The organism is Shewanella sp. H8 (assembly GCF_040285065.1).
Lineage (GTDB): Bacteria > Pseudomonadota > Gammaproteobacteria > Enterobacterales > Shewanellaceae > Shewanella > Shewanella polaris.
Map to the genome: position 1 here is coordinate 2,322,925 of NZ_CP157213.1, position 22,417 is coordinate 2,345,341.

The window sequence follows — 22,417 nt, forward strand, 5'->3', positions numbered from 1 at the left end:
GAGAGTGTTAATTGTTCACTAATGTAAACTAAGTTAAATCAATAGTGGCTAAGTACAAAATCGAAATAACTCTTTTAAACCACCAATATGATTAATGACAACCAACCTGATGTTAGAGTCACTTATGCATGATGAAGTCGTTTTGTCTCGTGGGCGTTGATAAACAGAGCAAAGTCGTTAACACGTATTGCTGGGCTATATAAAAAGCCTTGCGCATGATGGCAAGCGCTCATGGTTAAAAACTCTTCTTGCTCTTTGGTTTCTACACCCTCTGCCGTTAAAGAAATATTCAGAGCCTTAGCCATTGCGATGATTGCACTCACAATTTCACGGCTCTCATGGCTTGATGAAATATCCATGATAAACGATCGGTCAATTTTTAATTTAGATATCGGGAACTGCTTTAAGTACTTCATTGAACTATAACCGGTTCCAAAATCATCAATAGCCAAACCGACGCCTAATTCGGCCAACTCATGGCACAATTTAATAGCGTAACGAATATCTCCCATTAACTCTGTTTCGGTAATTTCTAAGATTAAGGTCTTTGGTTTTATCCGATAACGAGTGACCAATCGCCAAACTTGTTCATACAAATTGCCACTAAAAAACTGTTTTGGAGCCACATTCACGTGCATGGTGATATTTACATTTTTGTGTTGCCATAAATTAAGTTGTTTGCAGGCGGTTTCTAATACCCATTCACCGATTTGGTTAATCACCCCATTTTTCTCGGCTATATCGATAAATGTCCCTGGATATAGCACACCTTTTTTAGGATGATGCCAACGAATTAACGCTTCTGCGCCAATGTATTGGTTATTTTGTAAGTCCATTAAAGGTTGATAATACAATTCAAACTCTCGGCCACTAATAGCATGATGTAAATCACGCTCTATTTCTGCATTAATGGTAAAGGTATCGAGGAGCTTTTCATTGAATAGCTGATAATGAACATCATTTCTTTTCTTAGCATGTTGTAGGGTAATATCAGCACAAGATAATGGGGAGAATAATCCGACTACAGATTTAATATCAACCACGGCAATTGCCGGTTTCGGCTCTATTTTCTCTCTGGAAATTATAGATGGCGCAGCTAAATTCAAATACAACTTGCTAACCATTAGCTCTGTATCGGTTTCAAGCTCAATGGGTGGCAATAACACAGCAAATTCATCACTGCCAATTCTAGCGACATCTATTGCGTTTGCTGCCACAGCAAAATGTTTTAGACGTCGCGCAATTTCTACTAATAAACTATCCCCATTATCATGACCATGAGTATCGTTAAAACGTTTGAAGCCTAATAAATCAATCAGGATTAACGTGCCCTCTTTAGCACGCTCTAACATAGGGATAAAATGACTACGATTGTGCAACCCAGTTAATGAGCAATGCCAGGCTAGACGCTCCAATTCTGCTTTATGTAAAAATTCTGCTGAATTATCGAAGCTAGACACCAACGCGTAACGCTTGCCTTGTTCTGTCACAAATGGGGTAATGTGATAATTTAACCAATATTCACTGCCATCAATTCGTTCCAACTTAAGGTCGCCTTTGACCGTTTCATTGTTGTGTAATTTATTAATAAGGAGGTCAAGACGCTGTGGTGTATCCTTAAATAAATCAAGGCTAATTACGTTATTGTACTCTACCGAGATACGCGGTAATCCGGTCATTTTCTCATGGGCACTGTTAACATACTCAATAATACGACTATCGGTATTTATCAGCATGACCACATGGTCAGATTGTTCAGTTGCATTTCGCAATAGATAAATTTGTTCGTTGCTGTCATAGGAGTAGCGAGTCGCTAATGCTAACGCTAATTGGTCAGCGCATTGAATAGCAAATTGAATATCAGAATCTAGCCAATTTATCTCTTCGCAGTTTTCAATCGATAGTACACTTTCAATATGGCCATTAATTCGAATGGCAATATCAACACTAGTGACAATGTTATGATGCTGGTAGTACTCAGAAAATGTGTGAATTAGATTAATCTGAGAATTACCATTGGATAAGATATAGCGGTGGGAACGCAATTCATCAAAATATTGAGGTTCAATAGCTGTTGTTCTCAGATTAGACACATGAACTAATTGATCAGCTATTTGACTGGCAACTAAAGTATGCTCACATACACAACTACCATCGACAATAGAATTATCATTGACAACTAAACCGTCATTTGCGGTGTTATTTCCTAGGGTCCAAACGGACACAAACGATGCGGCGAAATATTCGAGCAGCAGTTGACACACAAACTCAGAGGTTTTTGTAAAATCACCTTGTTGTTTAGCATTAGAATTTACAATTAATTCCAATAAATGCTGTTGATCTTGTCGATTCATTTAAATCCCGAAAAATGGCTTCATTTCCCTAACTTTTTGAAAACATCAAATCAGTTCTATTTATTGTTATTAGCACTGAATTTAAGAGCATGAGTCAAATAATTAGGCAATACATTGGGAGCAAAACTTGCACTAAAAAGCATTCACTTTACTATATTAGTAACAACGACTATGCCTTGATTAAGTAAAGCACATTACACGCGATACTCATAAACAGCAATCACTTCGTTACATATTGTTACGGTTTGTGAGCATTGCAGTAGAGTGTAGCTATACCCAAAAAAACGTTTTAACAACAATAATTTGGTACCCTTCTATTAACCACTAACATAGACTAAAATTAAAGCTCATTTTCAAGTTGAAAAATCATTTTCTCTACACTAAAAGTAAAATCCAACGTTAGAGTAATCATATTATCTTTATCGACAAGGTTAGCTTTGGTGTCACTAAAACGTTGTTGCGCTGTTGTTTGCATCGCTTGAGCTTGCACCAATGCATCATCACCGGAAAAGTTTAATACTAATAACGTATCGTCAGCTTCAACAACGGCACCAATATCAACATAACTGCCGCACTCAGTACAACTGTCACTGACGTTACCCTGTTGCTGTTTAATTTGTTTAATCATTAGTTTACTCCGTCAATATCGATAATTATCAGTGTAAATATATCGTAGTTTTGAATGATTTTTACTAGTCATCCTCACAATTACCACAAATATTAATTAGATGTTATTAACATCAAAATTTACAGCTCAACGGTTAAGCAAATTGGTGCGATATAGTTTCAGAAATCTTTCGTTGGGTGCTTAATTGATCCAGAAAATTCATATCTTCTAATGGTGTGTGTTGTTGGTAAGCATTAATGGCTTTATTTTTTGTCAGGTAATCGCAGTTATTCAACACTTCGATCATTGAATCTGGTTGTGAGCCTCTAATGACTAGCGCTTCAGGTGTTAATGCTTGTTGAAGGTGAAACTGCTTAGCACCATGTTGCTGAAACACAGTAGCGTTGTCGGTGGTGTCTGGGTGGACAGATATGTCATCAACCAACAACTGTGGCTGCGGTACAGAAAATTTATTACGTAGTTTTTGAGTGATTTCTACATCGTTATCAAATTGAAATTGCGCCATATCACGAGCGTCAACTGACAACATAGCCAATAGCAAACCAAATTCACCGCGACGATTATGTTCAATCGCGGCGTTTAATCGGTTTCCTATTTGTAATTCATTGACTAATGTTGATTCAATTTGCATATAAAAACATCACTACTTATGCTCGATGCTAATTTATCGACCAAACAGTCATAAACTTTAGGAATATATTCAATTTTATACTTTACATACAAAAGGTTTCTGACTACTATGGCGGCCGCAATTGAGGAGGGGTTCCCGAGTGGCCAAAGGGATCAGACTGTAAATCTGACGGCTCAGCCTTCGAAGGTTCGAATCCTTCTCCCTCCACCATTTGCGTTGCTTCAAAGTTTCAATTTAAAAGTATTAATGCTGTAAAGAGTTAGAATGTAAAAAGAGAGTAAGAAAAAAGAAAATATGTGGAGGGGTTCCCGAGTGGCCAAAGGGATCAGACTGTAAATCTGACGGCTCAGCCTTCGAAGGTTCGAATCCTTCTCCCTCCACCATCTTTCTTTATTCCTATTTATCTTGCAGTGGAGGGGTTCCCGAGTGGCCAAAGGGATCAGACTGTAAATCTGACGGCTCAGCCTTCGAAGGTTCGAATCCTTCTCCCTCCACCATTTTACATCTTAGTTTATCTGCTACTTCCACTTCCAAACACTAATCTCGTTATCTTTAATACCTGCCCTACTATATTATTTTCTTCAGTGTAACGTTCTCATTTCCCTGCTTTGACCGGCAAAATTCATCGAATTTTATATAAATAACTCCCGACTCAATCAGTCAAATACAGTTGTGTATATTTCTACGACCATTATCATTTAATATTTGTTTGATCGTGGTTTTACTATCTATATCGATATCCACATTTGGTTCGGTCATGTTTACGATGATTAACACTCCTTTGTGACCATAAGCACTATTCACACACTAACATTTTAGTTATTATTTATTCCTTTTTGGAATAACGAGTGTCCTTGCATGTCATCAACTTGGGTCAATCAGGCCATCGCAAAAATAGAAGCCGATTATCAACGTTCAGCAGATACACATCTTATTAAGTTAGATCTTCCCCAACTTGTTGGCATTGATGTTTACTTAAAAGATGAAAGCACTCACCCAACGGGCAGTTTAAAGCACCGCCTGGCCCGATCACTATTTTTATATGCCTTATGTAATGGCTGGATAAAACAAAACACGCCGATTATAGAATCCTCATCAGGCAGTACAGCGGTATCAGAAGCTTATTTTGCCCGCTTACTTGGGTTACCTTTTATTGCAGTAATGCCAAGCACGACAGCAAAAAAGAAAATCCAACAAATTGAATTTTATGGTGGTCAATGCTATTTCGTAGAAAACGGCAGTCAGATGTACCCTGAATCGGCACGCTTAGCCAATGAATTGAAGGGCCATTACATTGATCAATTTACTTATGCAGAACGTGCTACGGATTGGCGAGGAAATAACAATATTGCGGATTCAATTTTTAATCAGATGGAAAAAGAACCCCATCCTATCCCAACATGGATTGTGATGAGTCCGGGAACTGGTGGCACTAGCGCTACTATTGGTCGTTATATTCGTTACCAACAACAAACAACTCAATTGTGTGTTGTCGACCCAGAAAACTCTGTCTTCTATGATTACTTTAACAGTGGCGATGCCAGTATTGTTTGCAACAAAAACAGTAAGATTGAAGGTATAGGACGTCCAAGAGTTGAGCCTTCATTTATTGCGGGCGTTGTTGATAGTATGATAAAAATTCCCGATGCAGCCTCAGTTGCGACAATTCAATGGTTAGAGCAACTCCTTGGTCGTAAAACAGGCGCTTCGACCGGCACTAATTTGTACGGTGCATTATTGCTCGTGACTAAAATGCGTCAAGCAGGACAAACAGGTTCAATTGTGACCTTAATTTGTGATTCAGGCGATCGTTATTTAGATACTTATTATGACCCTGAATGGGTTAACAGCAATATTGGCTGCTTTAAACATTACCAAGATAAGCTGTTGAAATTTAATGATACTGGATTATTGATATAGCAATATTATCAACAAAAATGCCGTTGTTATAAGCAACGGCATTTTTGTATTTATCAACCAGTAGCATTAATCAATATTCAAATATTTATGAGTCTGAATAGACAAACGCCAATTACGTGCAATACACACTTTCATCGCTAATTCTGTAGCGCGAGCCTTTTGGCTGATCGGCTGTAAACAAATAGTTTTATCACTGATGTCGATGCCGATTAATAGTGCATCTAACTCTTCAATATGATTCTCTGTGGCTATCGGGTGTTTAATTTCGTTGGCACGGTTCAATGCTTGTTCTAGCACCTTATAGCCCCCTTTCATATTGATTTTAGGAGATACCGTGACCCACACATCTGGATGACATTTCACTTCAAAAGTGCCACTGGTTTCAATCTGGATCTGATACCCTGCTGCAATAAAATCCTGAGTTAACTCAGTTAAATCATACAAACACGGCTCTCCACCGGTTAACACAATATGTTTAGCAGTAAATCCCTTGTCCTTGAACGCTTGTAATAATGTGCCACCAGTATGATCAGCCCATCGGCCGATAGTACCATCAACCTGAATAACTTGATCCGCGGTCACTTTATTTTCGGGTAATACATCCCAAGTTTGCTTAGTATCACACCATGCACAACCTACAGGGCAACCCTGTAAGCGAACGAACAATGCTGGTACACCAGTATAAGTACCCTCACCTTGTATTGTTTCAAATACTTCGTTAACCGGATATTTCATCGTTTACCTTTCTTTTATAGACAAGTATTGGCTACCTGACTGACAACGGGTCGGCATTTATAGAGTATTTTACTGTTAGCTGCAAGTATTTACACCTATGGCTTTGCAGTTGCGCCTGCCTTAGGTAAAATATCATTTATATTGTCTTGAACCACTCAGCGTTGATCATACCGATCTTACCAGTCAGTTCAGTACGTTAAGAGTATATTCATGTCAGATTCAAATCTAAACATCCCAACTAAAGCCCTTGTTGTATTCAGTGGCGGCCAAGATTCAACGACGTGTCTCATTCAGGCTTTGTCCCAGTATGACCAAGTTCACGGGATCACATTTGATTATGGCCAGCGCCATCGTCAAGAGATCGAAGTGGCTAAATCTTTGGCTACAGAGTTAAAGTTGGTCAGCCATAAAGTGATGGATACCACATTACTAAACGAGTTAGCCATTTCTGCATTGACCCGTGATGACATTCCAGTTTCACATGAGTTGATGAACAACGGTTTACCCAATACCTTTGTACCTGGACGTAATATTCTATTTTTAACTTTAGCTGGCATTTACGCTTACCAATTAGGTTGTGATGTCATCATCACTGGGGTGTGCGAAACCGATTTTTCAGGTTATCCAGATTGTCGTAACGAATTCATACAATCCATGCAAAACTCATTAGCACTAGGAATGGATAAACCCATCAAGATAATTACCCCGTTAATGTGGCTCAATAAAGCTGAAACATGGGCATTAGCAGACAAATATCATCAATTAGCCTTAGTGCAACATCAAACATTAACTTGTTATAACGGTATAGTGGGTGAAGGGTGTGGTGATTGTCCTGCTTGTTTATTACGTCAACGGGGCTTAGAAGATTACCTACAAAACAGCCAATCAGTGATGGCGTCGTTAAACAGTAAATTATAATCGTGTTGTAAAAAATAGCGGGTAGTTAAAATAGCGTTTAGTCACTGCCGCAAAATGGTCATTAATCATTTTATATGAAGATTTTTACGGCGACACCAAAGAACACAAGGTTAACCATGTGACTTTTTCACGCTGCGGTAAGTTTTGTGTTTTTGGTTTACATTATTTTGACTGAGATTTACGGTTCATGTAGAGGTTCGTTTGCAAACACACAAAACACACACTGTTAGACTCTATCATCTTGTTGTGGTGATCAGTCTTATTTGCATAGGGTTATTTGCTGTAGAAGTACCTTCGCCTGCATTTTTACCCATCGACCAGTATTTTAGTTATCAATATGATGCAATTGCTCATGGTCAAATTTGGCGATTAATCACCGGTAATCTACTACATACCAATATATGGCATTTACTGATGAATTTAGCGGGATTCTGGGTCATCATTTTTCTGTATGAAGTTCACTTTAAGCGCAATCCTGGTAAATTAATGCTGCTTTTTGTCAGTTTATGCCTATTAGAGGGAATGGGGTTATATCTGTTTTATCCCAATTTAAAAGCTTATGTTGGCTTAAGTGGTTTATTACATGGGCTATTTGTATTTGGTGCGATAATGGATATCCGCAAAGGTTATCGCTCAGGTTACCTACTGCTTATTGGTGTCATTTTAAAAGTCGCTTATGAGCAATATTTTGGTGCCAGTCACAGTATTACACATTTGATTAATGCCCGAGTCGCCACTGAATCCCATCTGGTTGGTTTGGTGAGTGGCATAATGTGTGCCATATTTTGGTCGATGCTTGTCAAGCGTCTAAAATACAACAAACTTAGTTAGACTATCAATGTTAATAAATTAGTTATGTATTTCATTAATACAAACGTGAACAGTGTTGATATTGAGTCTGTCACTAATTTAATCTTTCTTGGAACTCGTTTTAGGCGCGACTTCTGAAGTTTCAACTTCAGCTTCGTTAGATTGTTCAACTGCGCTTGATTGTGCTCGCTCAACTAACTTATCGTATTCTGTTTGAGTAATTAAATAGCTTTTCAAAGGCGGTAATGGTGTTGCCGAACTGGGTGTAATTGGCATATCTTTGATACCACTGATATCAACTCTGCCAAATATCAATGCTATAGAGATAATGAACACGTGTACTAAAATAACTATGATAAAAATATGTTTATTACCAGTGAATTTAGTTCTGAGTTTTGCTGTGAATCTTTGCAAAAAGTGACCATCTTGAGTGGGATGTTCCGAGAGCAATAAAAGTTCATTGTTGTTAGTGGTGTTATCAATAGTGCCCGTAAATTGCAGTTGAATTTCATCAGCGACATGTTGTTGATAATCTTGTAATTCTTTTGGGTCTACGGCTACCTCATCTGACTCAATAAACGATGTCACATCTTTGTCAAAAATGATGCTATCGCAATTGTCTTGCTTCCCTGCTTTGTTATCCCAAGCAGGTGCGTCATTACTGGAAGTTGCAGATTGATGCGGATGGGAATGTTTATTTTTTTCAGACATAAAGACTAATCTGCTAAGAATTATCGTTTAAGTATAACCTCTACATCCTCTTTGAGTAACAGCTAATTTGTACATTTAATAAGGTCTGTTCATTAATAAACTCTTATACAATGTTATAAATAGACTCAATATTAAACCTACATTACCGACCAATAAATTTGAGCTTACACGTGTACACCTAATTATAGCTATTTAGTTTCGAGACTGATAGACTAGTGTTGCTCAAAATCCAATCAGCGTTATTTACAGGATATTATGAACTCACCATCAAACACTTCAATACCCCAGCATTCTGCTACAATGTCCTCTGGTTCAGATTACGGTTATACAGAAGAAAAAGCCAATGCGATTTCACATGCATTAGGTGTCATTGCGGGCATTATTGGTTTAATCCTGATGCTAATTAAAGCACCCGATAGTTTATCTTTTGTGCAAATGGCTGGTGTAACAATTTATGGCATTAGCATTATTGCTTTGTTTCTTGCTTCTACTTTATATCACTCTAGCAAAAGCGCACTGTGGCGCAAACGGTTTAAAATGGCAGATCATTGTGCTATTTATACCTTAATTGCCGGCACTTACACCCCTATGATGCTCATCAGTTTACAAAGCTCACGGGCCACTATTGTACTTTCCGCCATTTGGTCATTAGCGTTAGCAGGAATAATATTTAAGACATTGTTTATCGGTCGTTTTAAAGTCTTTAGTGTGGTGCTGTACTTAGTGATGGGCTGGTTTTGTGTCGCTGTAATGGGCGATTTAAAAACTCATATGAACGATTTAGGCTTAAATTTACTCATTATTGGGGGGTTATTTTATAGTCTCGGAGTGATTTTCTATGTAGGTAAACGCATTCCGTATAACCATGCAATTTGGCATTTATTTGTACTAGGTGGCGCATTTAGTCATTTTTTATGTATTTATCTTACAGTGCTATAATTCGACAATATCGTTATCACTTCTAAAAAATTGCGGTTGTACTAAAGCCGCTATTTTTCTATTATCTATTGCTAATAAACTGCTAAATGATTTATAAACGCTATTGGAAACCCCATGACACAAATGCCTCCCATGGAACGAATATGGTTTATTGTTAATCTTATCCCTGAAGGCACCGTGTTACCTTACGGAATAGTGGCAGATTTAGCCGGCTTACCTGGCCGAGCACGTTATGTATCAAGAGCATTAAAATTAGCGCCTAAAACGCTGGCGCTTCCGTGGCATAGGGTCATTAATAGTCAAGGTAAGATATCATTCGAAAAATACTCTGAACCTTTTCAAACTCAGCTAGAATTATTAAGGTTAGAGGGTATTAAAGTGAACGCAGGCAAAATTTTGTTGTCTCAATATCAATGGAAACCCGATCTTGCCACCTTGGTAATGACATTACCCTTTTAATCTCAGACTGTTAACTATTTTCATACTTAAAGGTAACCGCACATTGGTCAATAATTTAACTCGCTTACTCACGTTAATTTTGTGTATTAGTCCTGCTATTAATGCACAGGCTGACAATCAGCAACCGCTGATTGGCGATGCTGAGTCGACGGCTCAATTAGCTACGGCGGAAAAGACTATTATTGCAGAGCAGCATCAACAGGTGACCCCCTCATTGTTATTAAGTGACATTGAACAAGCTGCTATTTTATCGCCACTCACGGCACACACGGCTCAATACAAGGTATTTTATGGCAGCATCGAATTAGGAGTGGCCAATTACCGATTACCAGCTACTGATAGTGGTTTTTACAGTTACCATTTTGACAGTGATGTCAGTCTATTTGTATTATCAGATCAGCGTCATCTTACCAGTGAATTTACCTTAGAAAACGGTAAACTGGTACCATTTCGCTACATTCAGGAACGAACCGGAACGGGTAGTGATTACACCGAACAGACTGCCTTTGCAAAAGCACAACAGTTCATCCATACCATATACAAGGAAGATGCATTAAAACTGCCTTATGAAGACAAAGTATTTGACCCTTTAATGGTGCAATTGCAATTTAGAATGGATCTCGCCGCCAATATTAGGCCATTAGATTATAAAATGGTGAAAGAAAAAGAAATTGATGACTATCAATTTAGAGTCATAGGCAAAGAACAAGTTGTGCTCGACAGTGGTACCTACGATACAGTAAAAGTTGAAGTTGTACGCGACAGCACTAAAAGGCAAACATTTTTCTGGATGGCACCTGATTTAGCCTATTTACCAGTACGATTAAGTCATTTTTCAAAAGGCAGCAAGCAGCTGGATATTCAGTTAGCGAGCTACCAATTTGAACAACCATTGCCACCGATGACGCCAGCATTGATCGATGGCCCAAACCCTGGAAGTTCAACAGCTGCCGGACAACTCACTTCAGAGGTTGAAAATGAAACCGGCATCAGTGAGTCAGAACTAGAGCAAATTAAAATGTTAGCTGCGGATTAATTCACCTTTCCTGAAAAGTTTCCATTCACCTGAATTTAACACAACCCAATTTTCATTATTGGTTAATGGCCTGGTTGCAATAACAGTGACCACATCATTGGGTGTGGTTTCTTTACTAAAATCAATCACAACATCAGTGTCAATTAGTGTTGCTTTGCCAAACGGAGCACGGCGAGTAATATGGCACAGATTGTTAGTACAATAAGCCATCAAATCAACGCCATTACTCAACAACATATTAAACACCCCTAGTTGGCGTATTCCATCTGCTAAACCAGCAATATAGTCGAATACTGGCTCTAGGTCGTCTGGTTCTTGCTCGCCAAATTGTTTTACAACAGATTCTAAAATCCAGCAAAAGGCCAATTCGCTGTCTGTGTCGCCAACAGGCTGAAAACGCGACACCTTAAATTTATCGAGATAACCGGTTAATTGGCCATTGTGTGCATAAGTCCAATATCGCCCCCATAACTCCCGACTAAACGGATGAGTATTAACCAAAGACACGCAACCACGATTAGCCTGACGAATATGACTGATCACGATTTCGCTTTTAATTGGATATGACTTAATGAGCTCAGCTATATGCGATTCACTACTAGGACAAGCATCCTTAAAAGTACGATTACCCTTACCTTCATAAAAACTAATTCCCCAACCATCAACATGAGGACCCGTTACACCGCCGCGTTCAGCTAACCCAGTAAAACTGAACACAATATCTGTTGGTACATTGGCGCTCATCGCCAGTAACTCACACATTAAGCTTGCCTTTATTGTTGTTTAATCGAGCAAATCTGACCAAATTTACTTAGTCGAACGTATTGTATCTACTATGCTTATTAAGTGGAATATTTCAAACACACAATTATTTAAACAATTGTTTGAAAAATACTTGTAATCGAGGCGTCATAAGGTTAACTTTTACGTGACACAGGTCTGACCACGGGCTTTCTTGTGAATAAGATCAACAATAAATAAGCTATTTTGGCCTATAAAAATAGCTTTAAGGAGAAGTACAGTGACCACCCTACTTTGGATCATCGCGATGATCTTTGTGCTCGGCGCTATGGCATACCTAAGAGTATCGCTATTATCGACAACGATTGCTGCTGCAATTGTATTAGTCGTCGGTAGCTCAATGGATATTATTGGTGTAATCGCATGGATAGTATTCCTTGTTATTGCACTTCCATTAAATATTAAATCATTCAGACAGAATTTTATCAGTCGACCACTGCTTAAAGTTTATCGCGGCATTATGCCTGAAATGTCTACTACTGAAAAAGAAGCCATTGAAGCAGGTACCACTTGGTGGGAAGCTGATTTGTTTGCCGGTAACCCTAACTGGAGCAAACTGCATAATTACCCTAAAGCACGCTTAAGTGCAGATGAACAAGCCTTTTTAGATGGCCCTGTTGAAGAAGTGTGTAAAATGCTTAATCAACACCAAGTCTCACACGTACTTGGTGACTTGCCGCAAGATATTTGGCAATTCCTTAAAGATAACGGCTTCTTTGCCATGATCATTAAGAAGAAATACGGTGGTTTAGAATACTCAGCTTATGCTCAGTCTTGCGTACTGCAAAAACTAGCTGGTGTCAGTAGCGAACTCGCTTCAACAGTAGGTGTTCCTAACTCGTTAGGCCCTGGTGAGCTATTACAACACTATGGTACTAAAGATCAGCAAGATCATTACTTACCCCGTTTAGCTCAAGGTTTAGAAGTGCCATGTTTTGCACTCACAAGCCCCGAAGCGGGTAGTGATGCTGGTTCTATCCCAGATTTTGGTGTGGTGTGTAAAGGTGAATTCCAAGGCGAAGAAGTGCTTGGTATGAAACTAACGTGGAACAAACGCTACATTACGCTTGCACCCGTTGCGACCGTATTAGGTCTTGCATTTAAACTGCGTGACCCAGAACATTTATTGGGTGACAAAGAAGAGTTAGGCATCACTTGTGCGCTTATCCCTACTGACATTCCAGGTGTTGAAACTGGTCGTCGTCATTTCCCATTGAACTGTATGTTCCAAAATGGACCAACACGCGGTAACGAAGTGTTTGTTCCATTAAGTTTCATCATTGGTGGACCAGAAATGGCCGGCCAAGGTTGGAGAATGTTGGTTGAGTGTTTATCTGTAGGCCGTGGGATTACTTTACCTTCAAACTCAGCTGGTGGTGTTAAAACAGCCGCTGTTGCTACAGGTGCTTATGCTCGTATTCGTCGTCAATTTAAATTACCTATCGGTAAGTTAGAAGGCATCGAAGAGCCAATGGCACGTTTAGGCGGTAATGCTTACCTTATGGACGCTGTTGCGACATTAACCACTACCGCGATTGATTTAGGTGAAAAGCCATCGGTTGTTTCAGCCATCGTTAAGTTCCATTTAACCGACAGAATGCAGAAGTGTATTATTGACGCAATGGACATTCACGGTGGTAAAGGTGTTTGTCTTGGCCCGAATAACTACTTAGGCCGTGGCTATCAAGCAGCACCGATTGCTATTACCGTTGAAGGTGCCAACATTCTAACCCGTTCAATGATCATTTATGGACAAGGCGCAATTCGCTGTCATCCATATGTTTTGGCCGAAATGGAATCAGCATTTGATACTGATGCTAGCCGTGGTCTAGACAACTTTGACTCTGCTATATTCGGTCATATTGGTTTTGCAACGTCTAACTTTATACGTAGCTTCTGGATGGGATTAACCTCATCTTATTTCACCAATAGCCCTTACTCAGATAAAACCAAGCGTTATTATCAACAGATGAATCGCTTCAGTGCTAACTTAGCATTGTTATCTGACTTAGCGATGGCAACATTAGGTGGCAACCTAAAACGTAAAGAACGTATTTCTGCACGTTTAGGTGACTTATTAAGTCAACTGTACCTAACTTCAGCAACGTTAAAGCGTTATGAAGATGATGGCCGTTTAACTGAAGATTTACCTTTAGTGCAGTGGGCTGTTGAAGATTCATTATACAAGCTACAAGATTCATTAGACGACTTACTTAACAACTTCCCTATGGGTTTAGGTATTGCGCTCCGTGCTGTTATCTTCCCGTTTGGTCGTCCAATTAAGCGTCCGAGTGATGTATTAGATCACAAAGTGGCTAAAATCATGCAAACCCCTTGTGCTAGCCGAGACCGTTTAGGTAAAGGCCAGTTCTGGACTGCATCTGAGTTCAATGTTGTGGGCATCCAAGAGCAAACGTTCAAAGATATCCTTGCAGCAGAGCCACTGTATGACAAAGTCTGTAAAGCTGCGGGTAAGCGTCTGCCATTTATGTGGTTAGACAAAGTTGCTGCAGAAGGTAAAGCGCTTGGTGTGTTAAGCGACAGCGAAATCGCTTTACTTGAACGAGCTGAAATTGGTCGTCTTAAATCAATTAACGTTGATGACTTTGATCCCGATGAGCTTCGTGCGCAACTTGCACCTAAAGCAAAGCAAGAAAAAGCAGCCTAGCTGTTCAGGTTAATTAGCCTAACTAAAAAGGGTAAAGCGCAAGCTTTACCCTTTTTTATCTCTACAGTTTAATGATGTTGGAAGGACAATAATGAAACATTTAAGTGGATTACAACTGATGCAAGCCATGCTAAATGGCGATTTCCCAGCCCCTTCGATTACGCAAACCATACCGATGAAAGCCATTGAGGTGAGTGAAGGCGCTGTGACTTTTGAAGCCCATGCCGATGAACGTCATCTTAATCCTATGGGTGGTGTTCACGGAGGCTTTGCCGCAACGGTTATGGACACAGTAACTGCCTGCGCTGTTCATTCAGCACTTCCGGCTGGTGTCAATTATTCAACCATTGATTTAAACGTTAAAATGGTTCGTCCTGTTCCACAAAATCAGCGTTTAATCGCAAAGGGAAACTTAATGAACTTATCCAAATCGTTAGGTATTTCTGAAGGGACATTAACCACTGAAGACGGTAAATTATTAGCAACAGCAACAGCAACCTGTCTTATTCTTCGTCCATAGATAGTTGGGTAAACTCTTATCTTTTACGCAGTGCTATGGACTAAAGCGACTATAATGCTGATTACACTAATGATGTACTCAACACTGTCGCGCAGTACAAGACTTATTGTTGAAAGCATAATAACCTCCTTATAAAATTGTCTAGTCCTAAAATAGGTTGACGGTTTTTATTAAGCCAGTTGGAACTCCCGACTGGCTTTTTCATGCACTTCGTTTGGGGTTTTCATTCCTAAACTAAGGTGCGGTCTTAACTCGTTATAAATCCTAATAGATTCTTTGATGAGTATTGCCAGCTCCTTCATCGTACGACAGCGGTAAAGTAAAAACTCTTGCTTCAAAATACCATTCACTCGCTCAGCTAACGCATTCTGATAACAATCATATCCATCTGTCATCGATGGCCTTATCGCATTCGCAGCCAATTTATGTTGATATTCTGCTGAGCAGTACTGTATCCCTCTATCTGAATGATGAATGACATCACTGGTTGTCTGACGATTCTTTATCGTCATCTCCAATGCTTTAACAACATCACTGGCTTTCATTTCATCACTTAATTCATAACCCATTATTTTTCTTGAATATGCATCTGTGACTAATGATAAATAGTGAGTTCCTTCGTCTGATTTTACGTAGGTTATGTCACTGACAAATACCTCTTCAACGCTCTTCACCACTCTGTCTTTGAGTAAGTTTGGGTGTTTTCTCAACCAATGGTGGCTATGGGTTGTCTTGGTGTAATTCTTCCTAGGCTTTACTAACATATTGTGTTGTTTTAAATACTGAAATAGGCCGTCCCTACCTAGCTTTATGCCTTGTTCAAGTAACTGTGGCTTGATGAGTTGATAAAGCTTACGCGTACCCACTCTGGGCATGAACTGACGCCAATACATAACCATCGTCATCACCGGTTTTAACATGTCAGCTCTTGCTGCTAAGCGCTGCTTCCATTGATAAACAGCTTGTCTTGATAGGTTAAACTGCCGACTCGCTGTCGCTAGCTTTACAGTGCCTTTTTCTTTGGCAAGCCAGATCGTTCGGCTAAGTACTTTTTTTCTAAATCAATACCGTACTCATTTTTAAGTAACTCGACCATATCGCCATAAATCATATTTTTCATTTCGAGATTGGAGACTTGTTTCTCTAATCGTTTGATTTTCTGGGCGGGTGTTTCTGTAGATTTGGACATAGGTGAATGCTCAATCGGCTGGGACCAATCTAATCTACCATGTTTTCGTAACCATGTTAGGACGGTACTTCTCCCTTGAATGCCATAGTGGTCTTGAGCTTGCTTATACGTTAGCTCGCCTTTTTCTACTTGACTAACAACCGCTAATTTAAAGCCTAATGTGTAATCTCGTTGAGTACGTTTTATATTGATTGATACTGAAGGTTTCATAGATAAGTCTCCAATGTGTCAACTTATCTCAGGACGGGACAAATATAACAAAAAAGCCAGTCATATGAATGGCTGGCTTTCTAATTTGGAATTATCAATAAAACTAATCTTCCTGTAACTCTATTTCCAGCTGCTTTGCTACTGTTTCTGGTGAGCTACTATTGCGGGCAAACAAGCTATAAGCAACAGGAATAACGATTAAGGTAAAAAATGTCGCCAGTAAAATTCCTGACAATACCACCACCCCAATAACAAAACGTGTTTCAGCTCCAGCGCCAGAAGCCATCACCAACGGAATAGCGCCCGCTGCTGTGGTAATACCGGTCATTAGAATAGGTCTTAAGCGTTGCGTTGAAGCCTGTAAAATGGCTTGTTGAAATTCAACACCACGGTCTCGTAGTTGATTTGAGAATTCAACAATCAAAATGCCATTTTTAGCGGCTAACCCTACCAGCATAATAATACCGATTTGACTGTATATATTGATACTTTGATCTGTTAACCATAAACCTACCAGCGCACCTAAGGTTGCCAGTGGTACCGTGAGCATGATCACCATAGGGTGAACATAACTTTCAAACTGCGCAGCCAATACTAGAAATACAATACCCAAAGCAAGTAAAAAGACAAAGTTCATTGAATTACCCGACTCTTGGTAATCCAACGATGGTCCTTTATAGCTGATAACCGCTTCTGCAGGCAAATAAGTTGTAGCAAGATCATTGAGATAATCTAACGCTTCACCCAGAGTATAATCATCTGCCAAATTGGCCTCTAAGGTAATAGCACGCATTCGATTATATCGATTTAACGAACTTGCATCGGCAAACTCTTCCACTGTAACCAAGTTTGATAATGGGATTAGCTCTTGTGAGCGATCCGAGCGAACATAGAGGTTTTCCATATCAGTGGCTGTGTTTTGATTATCACGATTACCTTCCACTATCACATCGTACTCTTCACCATCGCGCATAAAAGTGGTGACCAAACGAGATCCCAGCATTGACTCTAATGTTCTGCCAACATGAGAAATTGATACGCCTAAATCCGCCGCCCGTTCACGATCTATCACCACACGTAATTGAGGTTTAGTTTCTTGATAATCGTGATCTAAACCAATGAGCTTATGATTTTCTTTCGCTTTTTCCAGCATGATGTCACGCCATTCGGCTAATTCTTCGTAGCTTGGCCCACCAAGTACAAACTGCACTGGTTTGCCTACACCTCGTCCAAATGCTTGGCGCATAATAGGGAACGCTCTTATGCCAGCCAAATCTGCTAATCGGCCGCGTATATCGCCAATAATTTCGTTAGCGCTACGACGTTCTTTCCAATCTTCTAATACGATAATGGCCATGCCATTTGAAAAATCAGACCCAGCCCCAAAACCACGTGGTGCGCGGATCAATAAACGCTTAATATCACCACTCTCAACCAAGGGCATTAAGCGCCCTTCCACTTCGTCCATGTATTTCTCAATGTACTCAAAGCTAGCACCTTGAGGTCCATTCACGATTAAAAACATCGAACCACGGTCCTCTTGAGGGGCAAATTCTTGGGGAATTTTATTGAGTAAATATCCACTCAGAGCAAAAGCAATAAGCACAACTAACGACACCAATACAGGGCGTTTCATCCCCGTTTTTAGACTGGCTAAATACCAGCCAGATAAAGTTGTCATCATTTTATCGATTTGTTTAACTAACCAAGGATCTTGCTCAGCAGGCTTGAGTAATTTAGAACACATCATTGGCGTAAGTGTTAGTGCGACAATACTCGAAAATATCACCGCGGCACTCATAGTGACGGCAAACTCTTTAAACAGCTTACCTAAATCGCCCTCTAAGAAAGTAATGGGCATAAACACAGCAACCAATACCAAAGTGGTTGCCACTACGGCAAAAGCCACTTCACGCGCCCCCAGAAAAGCAGCTTTAAGTGGTGAGTCACCTTCTTCAATACGTCGATGAATGTTTTCTAACATGACAATTGCATCATCAACCACCATACCAATAGCTAGGATCATCGCCAGTAAGGTCAATAGATTGATGGTGTACCCTAACGCATAAAGTACGATAAACGTGGCTAACAAAGACACTGGAACGGTAATGGCAGGAATTAACATTGCCCTTACAGAGCCTAAGAACAGATAAATCACTATAATAACTAAAATCATCGCAATAAATAGGGTTTGATATACCTCGTCAATCGATGCTTCAATAAATACCGAGCTGTCGTATGCACGTTTAATTTCCATACCTGCTGGTAATGTTGGATTAAGTTTATCGACTAAGGCATTGGCAGCTCGCGCCACTTCAAGAGTATTAGCAGTCGACTGCTTACTGACACCTAAGCCAATCATCGATTCTGTATTGCCCCTAAAGATAATACGTTCTTCTTCGGAGCCTATTTCAACTTTAGCCACATCACCCAGTTTGACTAAATACCCGTCATCTCCTTCAGTGATCACTAAGTTAGAAAAATCCTCAGCAGTTTTAAATACTCGGTCTAAACGAACGGTAAAATGACGGTCTTTTGATTCTATCGAACCTGCGGGTAATTCAACGTTTTCAGCACGAAGCGCGGCTTCAACATCTGACACAGTTAAGTTACGCGATGCTAACGCTTGGCGATCAATCCAAATCCGTAAGGCGTACACCTTACCGCCACCTAAACGCAAGGTTGATACACCATCAATAACCGAGAAACGGTCAACTAAATAACGGTTGGCGTAATCGGTTAACTGTAAGATATCCATTTGATCGGAGACCAAATTCAGCCACATGATAACTTCATCACTGCCGTTTGCTTTAGAAATCGATGGCGCGTCAGCTTCTTCTGGGAGCTGCTCTAGTAAACTAGAAATACGATCACGAACATCATTTGTAGCGGCTTCAATATCACGATTAATATCAAACTCAATAGTGATATTTGAACGGCCATCACTACTTGATGAACTAATATGACGAATGCCTTCAACACCACTAATTTTGTCTTCAATTAGCTGGGTGATGCGGCTTTCGACCACTGAGGCACTCGCACCACGATAACTGGTTTCTACAGAAACTATGGGGGGATCGATATTCGGGTATTCACGTAACGGCAATTTACCAAAAGAAACTAAACCTAATACAATCAGCAATATACTAATAACTGAAGCTAATACAGGTCTTTTAACCGATAAGTCAGTTAATATCATGCTGACTTCTCCATACCTTCAACCTGTACAAACTTAAAGTTTTCAGCTTGCTGTACCTTAACTTCATCATCTGGACGAACCTTCAAAATACCACGGATAATCACTTGCTGACCAACTTCAAGACCTTGAGTAATTTCAACCCAACCGCGAGTACGCGTGCCTAAGGTGACTTGTTGCTGTACGACTTTATTGTCTTCGTTAACAATATAAACAAAATGTTTGCTTTGAATAGGAATAATAGCGGCTTCGGGTAATAACAGTGCCTCACGGCTTTCTTTTATTAATTTCACTTTCATCAACATACCAGGAAACAAACTGTAATCATCATTTGGCATAACGGCACGCACAATGACCGCTCGAGTAGCCGGATTGACGCGACTGTCAATGGAAGTCACCACACCTTTGAATATACGGTCTGGGTAGGCAACGGCTCTAGCTTCTACTAATTTACCTGGCTGCAATTCCTGAATAAATCGTTCTGGTACAGAAAAATCTAATTTGATTTTGCTGACATCATCTAAGGTACTAATTTGCTCTCCAGGAGTGACTAAACTGCCGACACTGACTTGGCGTAAACCGAGTTTTCCAGCAAATGGTGCTTTAATGACTCGGTCATTTAACGCAGCTTTAGCTTGCGAGACCTCTGCACGAGTGGTGTCAATTAAGCTTTGCAAACGGTCGCGTTCTAATTCTGCAATGGTTTTACTGGTTACCAGTGAGCGGATTCGATCTAATTCTCGTAGGTTTTCAACAAGTTTAATTTCAGTCACAGCCAATTTAGCTTTATGTTCGTCATTTCTTAATTGTACTAACAACGCACCTTTTTCAACCAAATCACCGTCTTTGAAATTTATTTGAGTGATTATGTCGGTGACTTTAGATGTAACAATGATGGATTCAAAGGCTTTACCTGTACCTAAAGCTTGTACTTCATCTCGAATAGGCATAATTGCCGCTTTGGCGACGACGACATTAGGGATAGGTCTCGGACGTTTAACCATTGCCTCTTTAGGCGACATTAAATAGTAAGCCGACAATGAAGCTAATGCGATGGCAATCAGTATGATTATCTTTTTCATTTGTAAGTCCGTAGGCATTGAAGCCTAAATGAATTCTATGTTTGATTATTAAGTTACTGTAATTGTACTTAGCAATGAATCTACATCAAGTCGTTTTACTTTTGCTTACAAATTACCAACATAGTAAACAGATAGTGTATTTTATTTTAATATGCATTTATTTAGATAAATAATTACTATCTATGCAAAAAACAACACCTATATGCATATTTAAAATAAAATGGTTATGTTAAGAGATAATTACCGACACATGTTGTGACAAATAGCTAACATAAGCAGATTAAGAACATGGAAGCTCAGCATGACTACATGCCAATTAAGCAGATGAACGCATGAATCACCCAATGTTTAAGACGATTCATTTGTATAAATTAATGATTGTGACTAATTGACATATTAAGTGTATTGACTGTCAATATGAGAATGGTTTAAACCGATGATAGGTTATATATAAAATAAAAAAGAGACGCTAAATGCGTCTCTTTTTAGTAATACGAGTTAATCGAAAGGTTTAACGCACTTTACGGTCTTCTTGCATTAAATCAGAAATAATATTGTACACTTCGGTAACTGACTCGTCTGATAACGGTTTGTCTTCTAAATCATGTAATAATATTTTGGTCTGATCGACATTATCAGTTTCTTTAAGCATCAAACGATAACTGCCTTTCTTCAGTGACAATTTCTCTTCACTCCACAAAGAGCTCCAGAAACCACCACTTTCTTGCAAGTTAATGTAAAACAAACCTTCGCTCTTGTTCATGTCAACAACATCGAAACCCATTTCCGGTAACACGATACGTAAACGATCCCATACCGAATTAAAGTTTGCATCAGCTAACCAATAAGCAGGTTCTGTAGGATTAGTCATTAAATCAACTTTAATACCTAAGCTTTTTTGAATGCGAGCAGCTCGAATAGCTTGATCTCGTTTTATGCTCATATAAGCAATGGCATTATTCAGCATATCGGTGGTGTAACGACGTTTGTCTTCACCACTTAATAATATTTGTTGATCTTTATCATCGTAAAATTCTTGATGTTCAACCAAATCAATCGACACAAAGCCAGAACGTCCATGAGGTTTCACATCAACCTGATAACGGTAACGTTGACGAAGTTGATATACCTTATCGCTACTCCACCAGTTAGATTCAATGATTTCATCATTTTCAATCCAATCGGTTTCAATAAAACCAGCATCATAATCTTCATTACGAATAGCAATATTATTTTTAGCTAAATAACCATCGATAACATCAAAGATTTCTTGTTTTAAATCAGTGGTACTTTCAATTGATTCTATCACCACTCGAATGTTATCACTGCTTTCTTCTATATGTGTGCCTTCTGCCATTGGCAATACTTGCAATGGTGCACGTATATCAAGATTTTTACCCACTAACTGTTTATTAACGTCTTTACCCACAGCAGGAATATCATACTCTTTGCTATAAGTAGGTGTGTTCAAACCCTCTGGAATAGTCAGTAATGGTATAGATTCAGCATTAACGAATTCATCAGAACCGTTGGCTTGACGGCGATCTAATGGTGTACTGCAAGCTGAAACAGCTGCAACTAGTAGTAACGGAGTGACTTTCTTCAACATG

The 22,417-nt window shown here is 39.4% G+C and carries 18 protein-coding genes and 3 tRNA genes; 11 read left to right on the plus strand and 10 right to left on the minus strand.

Translation table 11 applies throughout. From position 1 onward, the window contains the following. Positions 1 to 122 precede the first annotated feature (122 nt). From ABIS04_RS10075 to ABIS04_RS10085, 3 genes are all read right to left on the minus strand, one after another. On the minus strand, positions 123 to 2,354 hold the full coding sequence (locus ABIS04_RS10075) for an EAL domain-containing protein (protein ID WP_140234267.1): 2,232 nt from the start codon (positions 2,352 to 2,354) through the stop codon (positions 123 to 125). Positions 2,355 to 2,694: 340 nt separating this feature from the next. Further along, positions 2,695 to 2,982 carry a DUF406 family protein gene (locus ABIS04_RS10080; protein ID WP_140234268.1) on the minus strand — a complete coding sequence of 96 codons (288 nt, stop codon included), beginning with the start codon at positions 2,980 to 2,982 and terminating at the stop codon, positions 2,695 to 2,697. Between the two features lie 133 nt (positions 2,983 to 3,115). After that, positions 3,116 to 3,613, minus strand: coding sequence for a VC2046/SO_2500 family protein (locus ABIS04_RS10085; protein WP_350430978.1), 498 nt, complete (start codon positions 3,611 to 3,613; stop codon positions 3,116 to 3,118). A gap of 125 nt (positions 3,614 to 3,738) precedes the next feature. Between ABIS04_RS10085 and ABIS04_RS10090 the strand changes: the two genes are divergently transcribed. From ABIS04_RS10090 to ABIS04_RS10105, 4 genes are all read left to right on the plus strand, one after another. After that, positions 3,739 to 3,823, plus strand: a tRNA-Tyr gene (locus tag ABIS04_RS10090). Positions 3,824 to 3,911: 88 nt separating this feature from the next. Next, a tRNA-Tyr gene (locus ABIS04_RS10095) sits at positions 3,912 to 3,996 on the plus strand. A gap of 29 nt (positions 3,997 to 4,025) precedes the next feature. Further along, positions 4,026 to 4,110, plus strand: a tRNA-Tyr gene (locus ABIS04_RS10100). Positions 4,111 to 4,471: 361 nt separating this feature from the next. Then, a complete protein-coding gene (locus tag ABIS04_RS10105) occupies positions 4,472 to 5,533 on the plus strand; it encodes a PLP-dependent cysteine synthase family protein (RefSeq protein ID WP_350430979.1) in 1,062 nt (353 codons plus the stop codon). A 66-nt stretch (positions 5,534 to 5,599) separates the two neighbouring features. Here ABIS04_RS10105 and queE read toward each other — a convergent pair whose 3' ends face one another. Then, on the minus strand, positions 5,600 to 6,268 hold the full coding sequence (queE, locus tag ABIS04_RS10110; protein ID WP_140234271.1) for a 7-carboxy-7-deazaguanine synthase QueE: 669 nt from the start codon (positions 6,266 to 6,268) through the stop codon (positions 5,600 to 5,602). 210 nt (positions 6,269 to 6,478) lie between these two features. Here queE and queC point away from each other — a divergent pair, with 210 nt between their 5' ends. Together queC and rrtA are read left to right on the plus strand one after the other, a co-directional pair. Next, positions 6,479 to 7,186 carry a 7-cyano-7-deazaguanine synthase QueC gene (gene queC, locus ABIS04_RS10115; protein ID WP_350430980.1) on the plus strand — a complete coding sequence of 236 codons (708 nt, stop codon included), beginning with the start codon at positions 6,479 to 6,481 and terminating at the stop codon, positions 7,184 to 7,186. 201 nt (positions 7,187 to 7,387) lie between these two features. After that, positions 7,388 to 8,017 carry a rhombosortase gene (gene rrtA / locus ABIS04_RS10120; protein WP_350430981.1) on the plus strand — a complete coding sequence of 210 codons (630 nt, stop codon included), beginning with the start codon at positions 7,388 to 7,390 and terminating at the stop codon, positions 8,015 to 8,017. 78 nt (positions 8,018 to 8,095) lie between these two features. Here the strand turns inward: rrtA and ABIS04_RS10125 are convergent, their stop codons facing one another. Beyond that, positions 8,096 to 8,707 (minus strand): hypothetical protein, encoded by a 612-nt coding sequence (locus ABIS04_RS10125; protein ID WP_350430982.1) that lies wholly within the window; start codon positions 8,705 to 8,707, stop codon positions 8,096 to 8,098. A gap of 255 nt (positions 8,708 to 8,962) precedes the next feature. On the opposite strand from ABIS04_RS10125, the gene ABIS04_RS10130 reads away from it, so the two are divergent. The 3 genes from ABIS04_RS10130 to ABIS04_RS10140 all read left to right on the plus strand — a co-directional run bounded on the left by ABIS04_RS10130 (position 8,963) and on the right by ABIS04_RS10140 (position 11,141). After that, positions 8,963 to 9,646: a hemolysin III family protein gene (locus ABIS04_RS10130; protein ID WP_371833600.1), complete on the plus strand. Its 684-nt coding sequence runs from the start codon at positions 8,963 to 8,965 to the stop codon at positions 9,644 to 9,646. 114 nt (positions 9,647 to 9,760) lie between these two features. Further along, positions 9,761 to 10,105 (plus strand): MGMT family protein, encoded by a 345-nt coding sequence (locus tag ABIS04_RS10135; protein WP_137227013.1) that lies wholly within the window; start codon positions 9,761 to 9,763, stop codon positions 10,103 to 10,105. A 43-nt stretch (positions 10,106 to 10,148) separates the two neighbouring features. Then, positions 10,149 to 11,141 carry a DUF3108 domain-containing protein gene (locus ABIS04_RS10140; protein WP_371833601.1) on the plus strand — a complete coding sequence of 331 codons (993 nt, stop codon included), beginning with the start codon at positions 10,149 to 10,151 and terminating at the stop codon, positions 11,139 to 11,141. On the opposite strand, the gene ABIS04_RS10145 is transcribed toward ABIS04_RS10140, so the two are convergent. Continuing rightward, a complete protein-coding gene (locus tag ABIS04_RS10145) occupies positions 11,127 to 11,903 on the minus strand; it encodes a class II glutamine amidotransferase (protein WP_350430983.1) in 777 nt (258 codons plus the stop codon). The genes ABIS04_RS10140 and ABIS04_RS10145 overlap by 15 nt on opposite strands. 259 nt (positions 11,904 to 12,162) lie before the next feature. On the opposite strand from ABIS04_RS10145, the gene fadE reads away from it, so the two are divergent. Together fadE and ABIS04_RS10155 are read left to right on the plus strand one after the other, a co-directional pair. Continuing rightward, positions 12,163 to 14,610, plus strand: coding sequence for an acyl-CoA dehydrogenase FadE (gene fadE, locus ABIS04_RS10150; RefSeq protein WP_350430984.1), 2,448 nt, complete (start codon positions 12,163 to 12,165; stop codon positions 14,608 to 14,610). 91 nt (positions 14,611 to 14,701) lie between these two features. After that, positions 14,702 to 15,130: a PaaI family thioesterase gene (locus ABIS04_RS10155; protein ID WP_350430985.1), complete on the plus strand. Its 429-nt coding sequence runs from the start codon at positions 14,702 to 14,704 to the stop codon at positions 15,128 to 15,130. Positions 15,131 to 15,300: 170 nt separating this feature from the next. On the opposite strand, the gene ABIS04_RS10160 is transcribed toward ABIS04_RS10155, so the two are convergent. From ABIS04_RS10160 to bamC, 4 genes are all read right to left on the minus strand, one after another. Further along, a protein-coding gene (locus ABIS04_RS10160) for an IS3 family transposase (protein WP_350430986.1) occupies positions 15,301 to 16,529 on the minus strand; the annotation gives its coding sequence in 2 pieces (ribosomal slippage) (positions 15,301 to 16,178 and positions 16,178 to 16,529; 1,230 coding nt in all). A gap of 103 nt (positions 16,530 to 16,632) precedes the next feature. Then, a complete protein-coding gene (locus ABIS04_RS10165) occupies positions 16,633 to 19,728 on the minus strand; it encodes an efflux RND transporter permease subunit (RefSeq protein ID WP_350430987.1) in 3,096 nt (1,031 codons plus the stop codon). Next, positions 19,725 to 20,807, minus strand: a complete 1,083-nt coding sequence (locus ABIS04_RS10170) for an efflux RND transporter periplasmic adaptor subunit (RefSeq protein WP_350430988.1) — start codon at positions 20,805 to 20,807, stop codon at positions 19,725 to 19,727. Before ABIS04_RS10170 ends, ABIS04_RS10165 begins: the two co-directional genes overlap by 4 nt. A 511-nt stretch (positions 20,808 to 21,318) precedes the next feature. Continuing rightward, positions 21,319 to 22,416, minus strand: a complete 1,098-nt coding sequence (bamC, locus tag ABIS04_RS10175) for an outer membrane protein assembly factor BamC (RefSeq protein ID WP_137227008.1) — start codon at positions 22,414 to 22,416, stop codon at positions 21,319 to 21,321. Position 22,417: the final 1 nt, after the last annotated feature.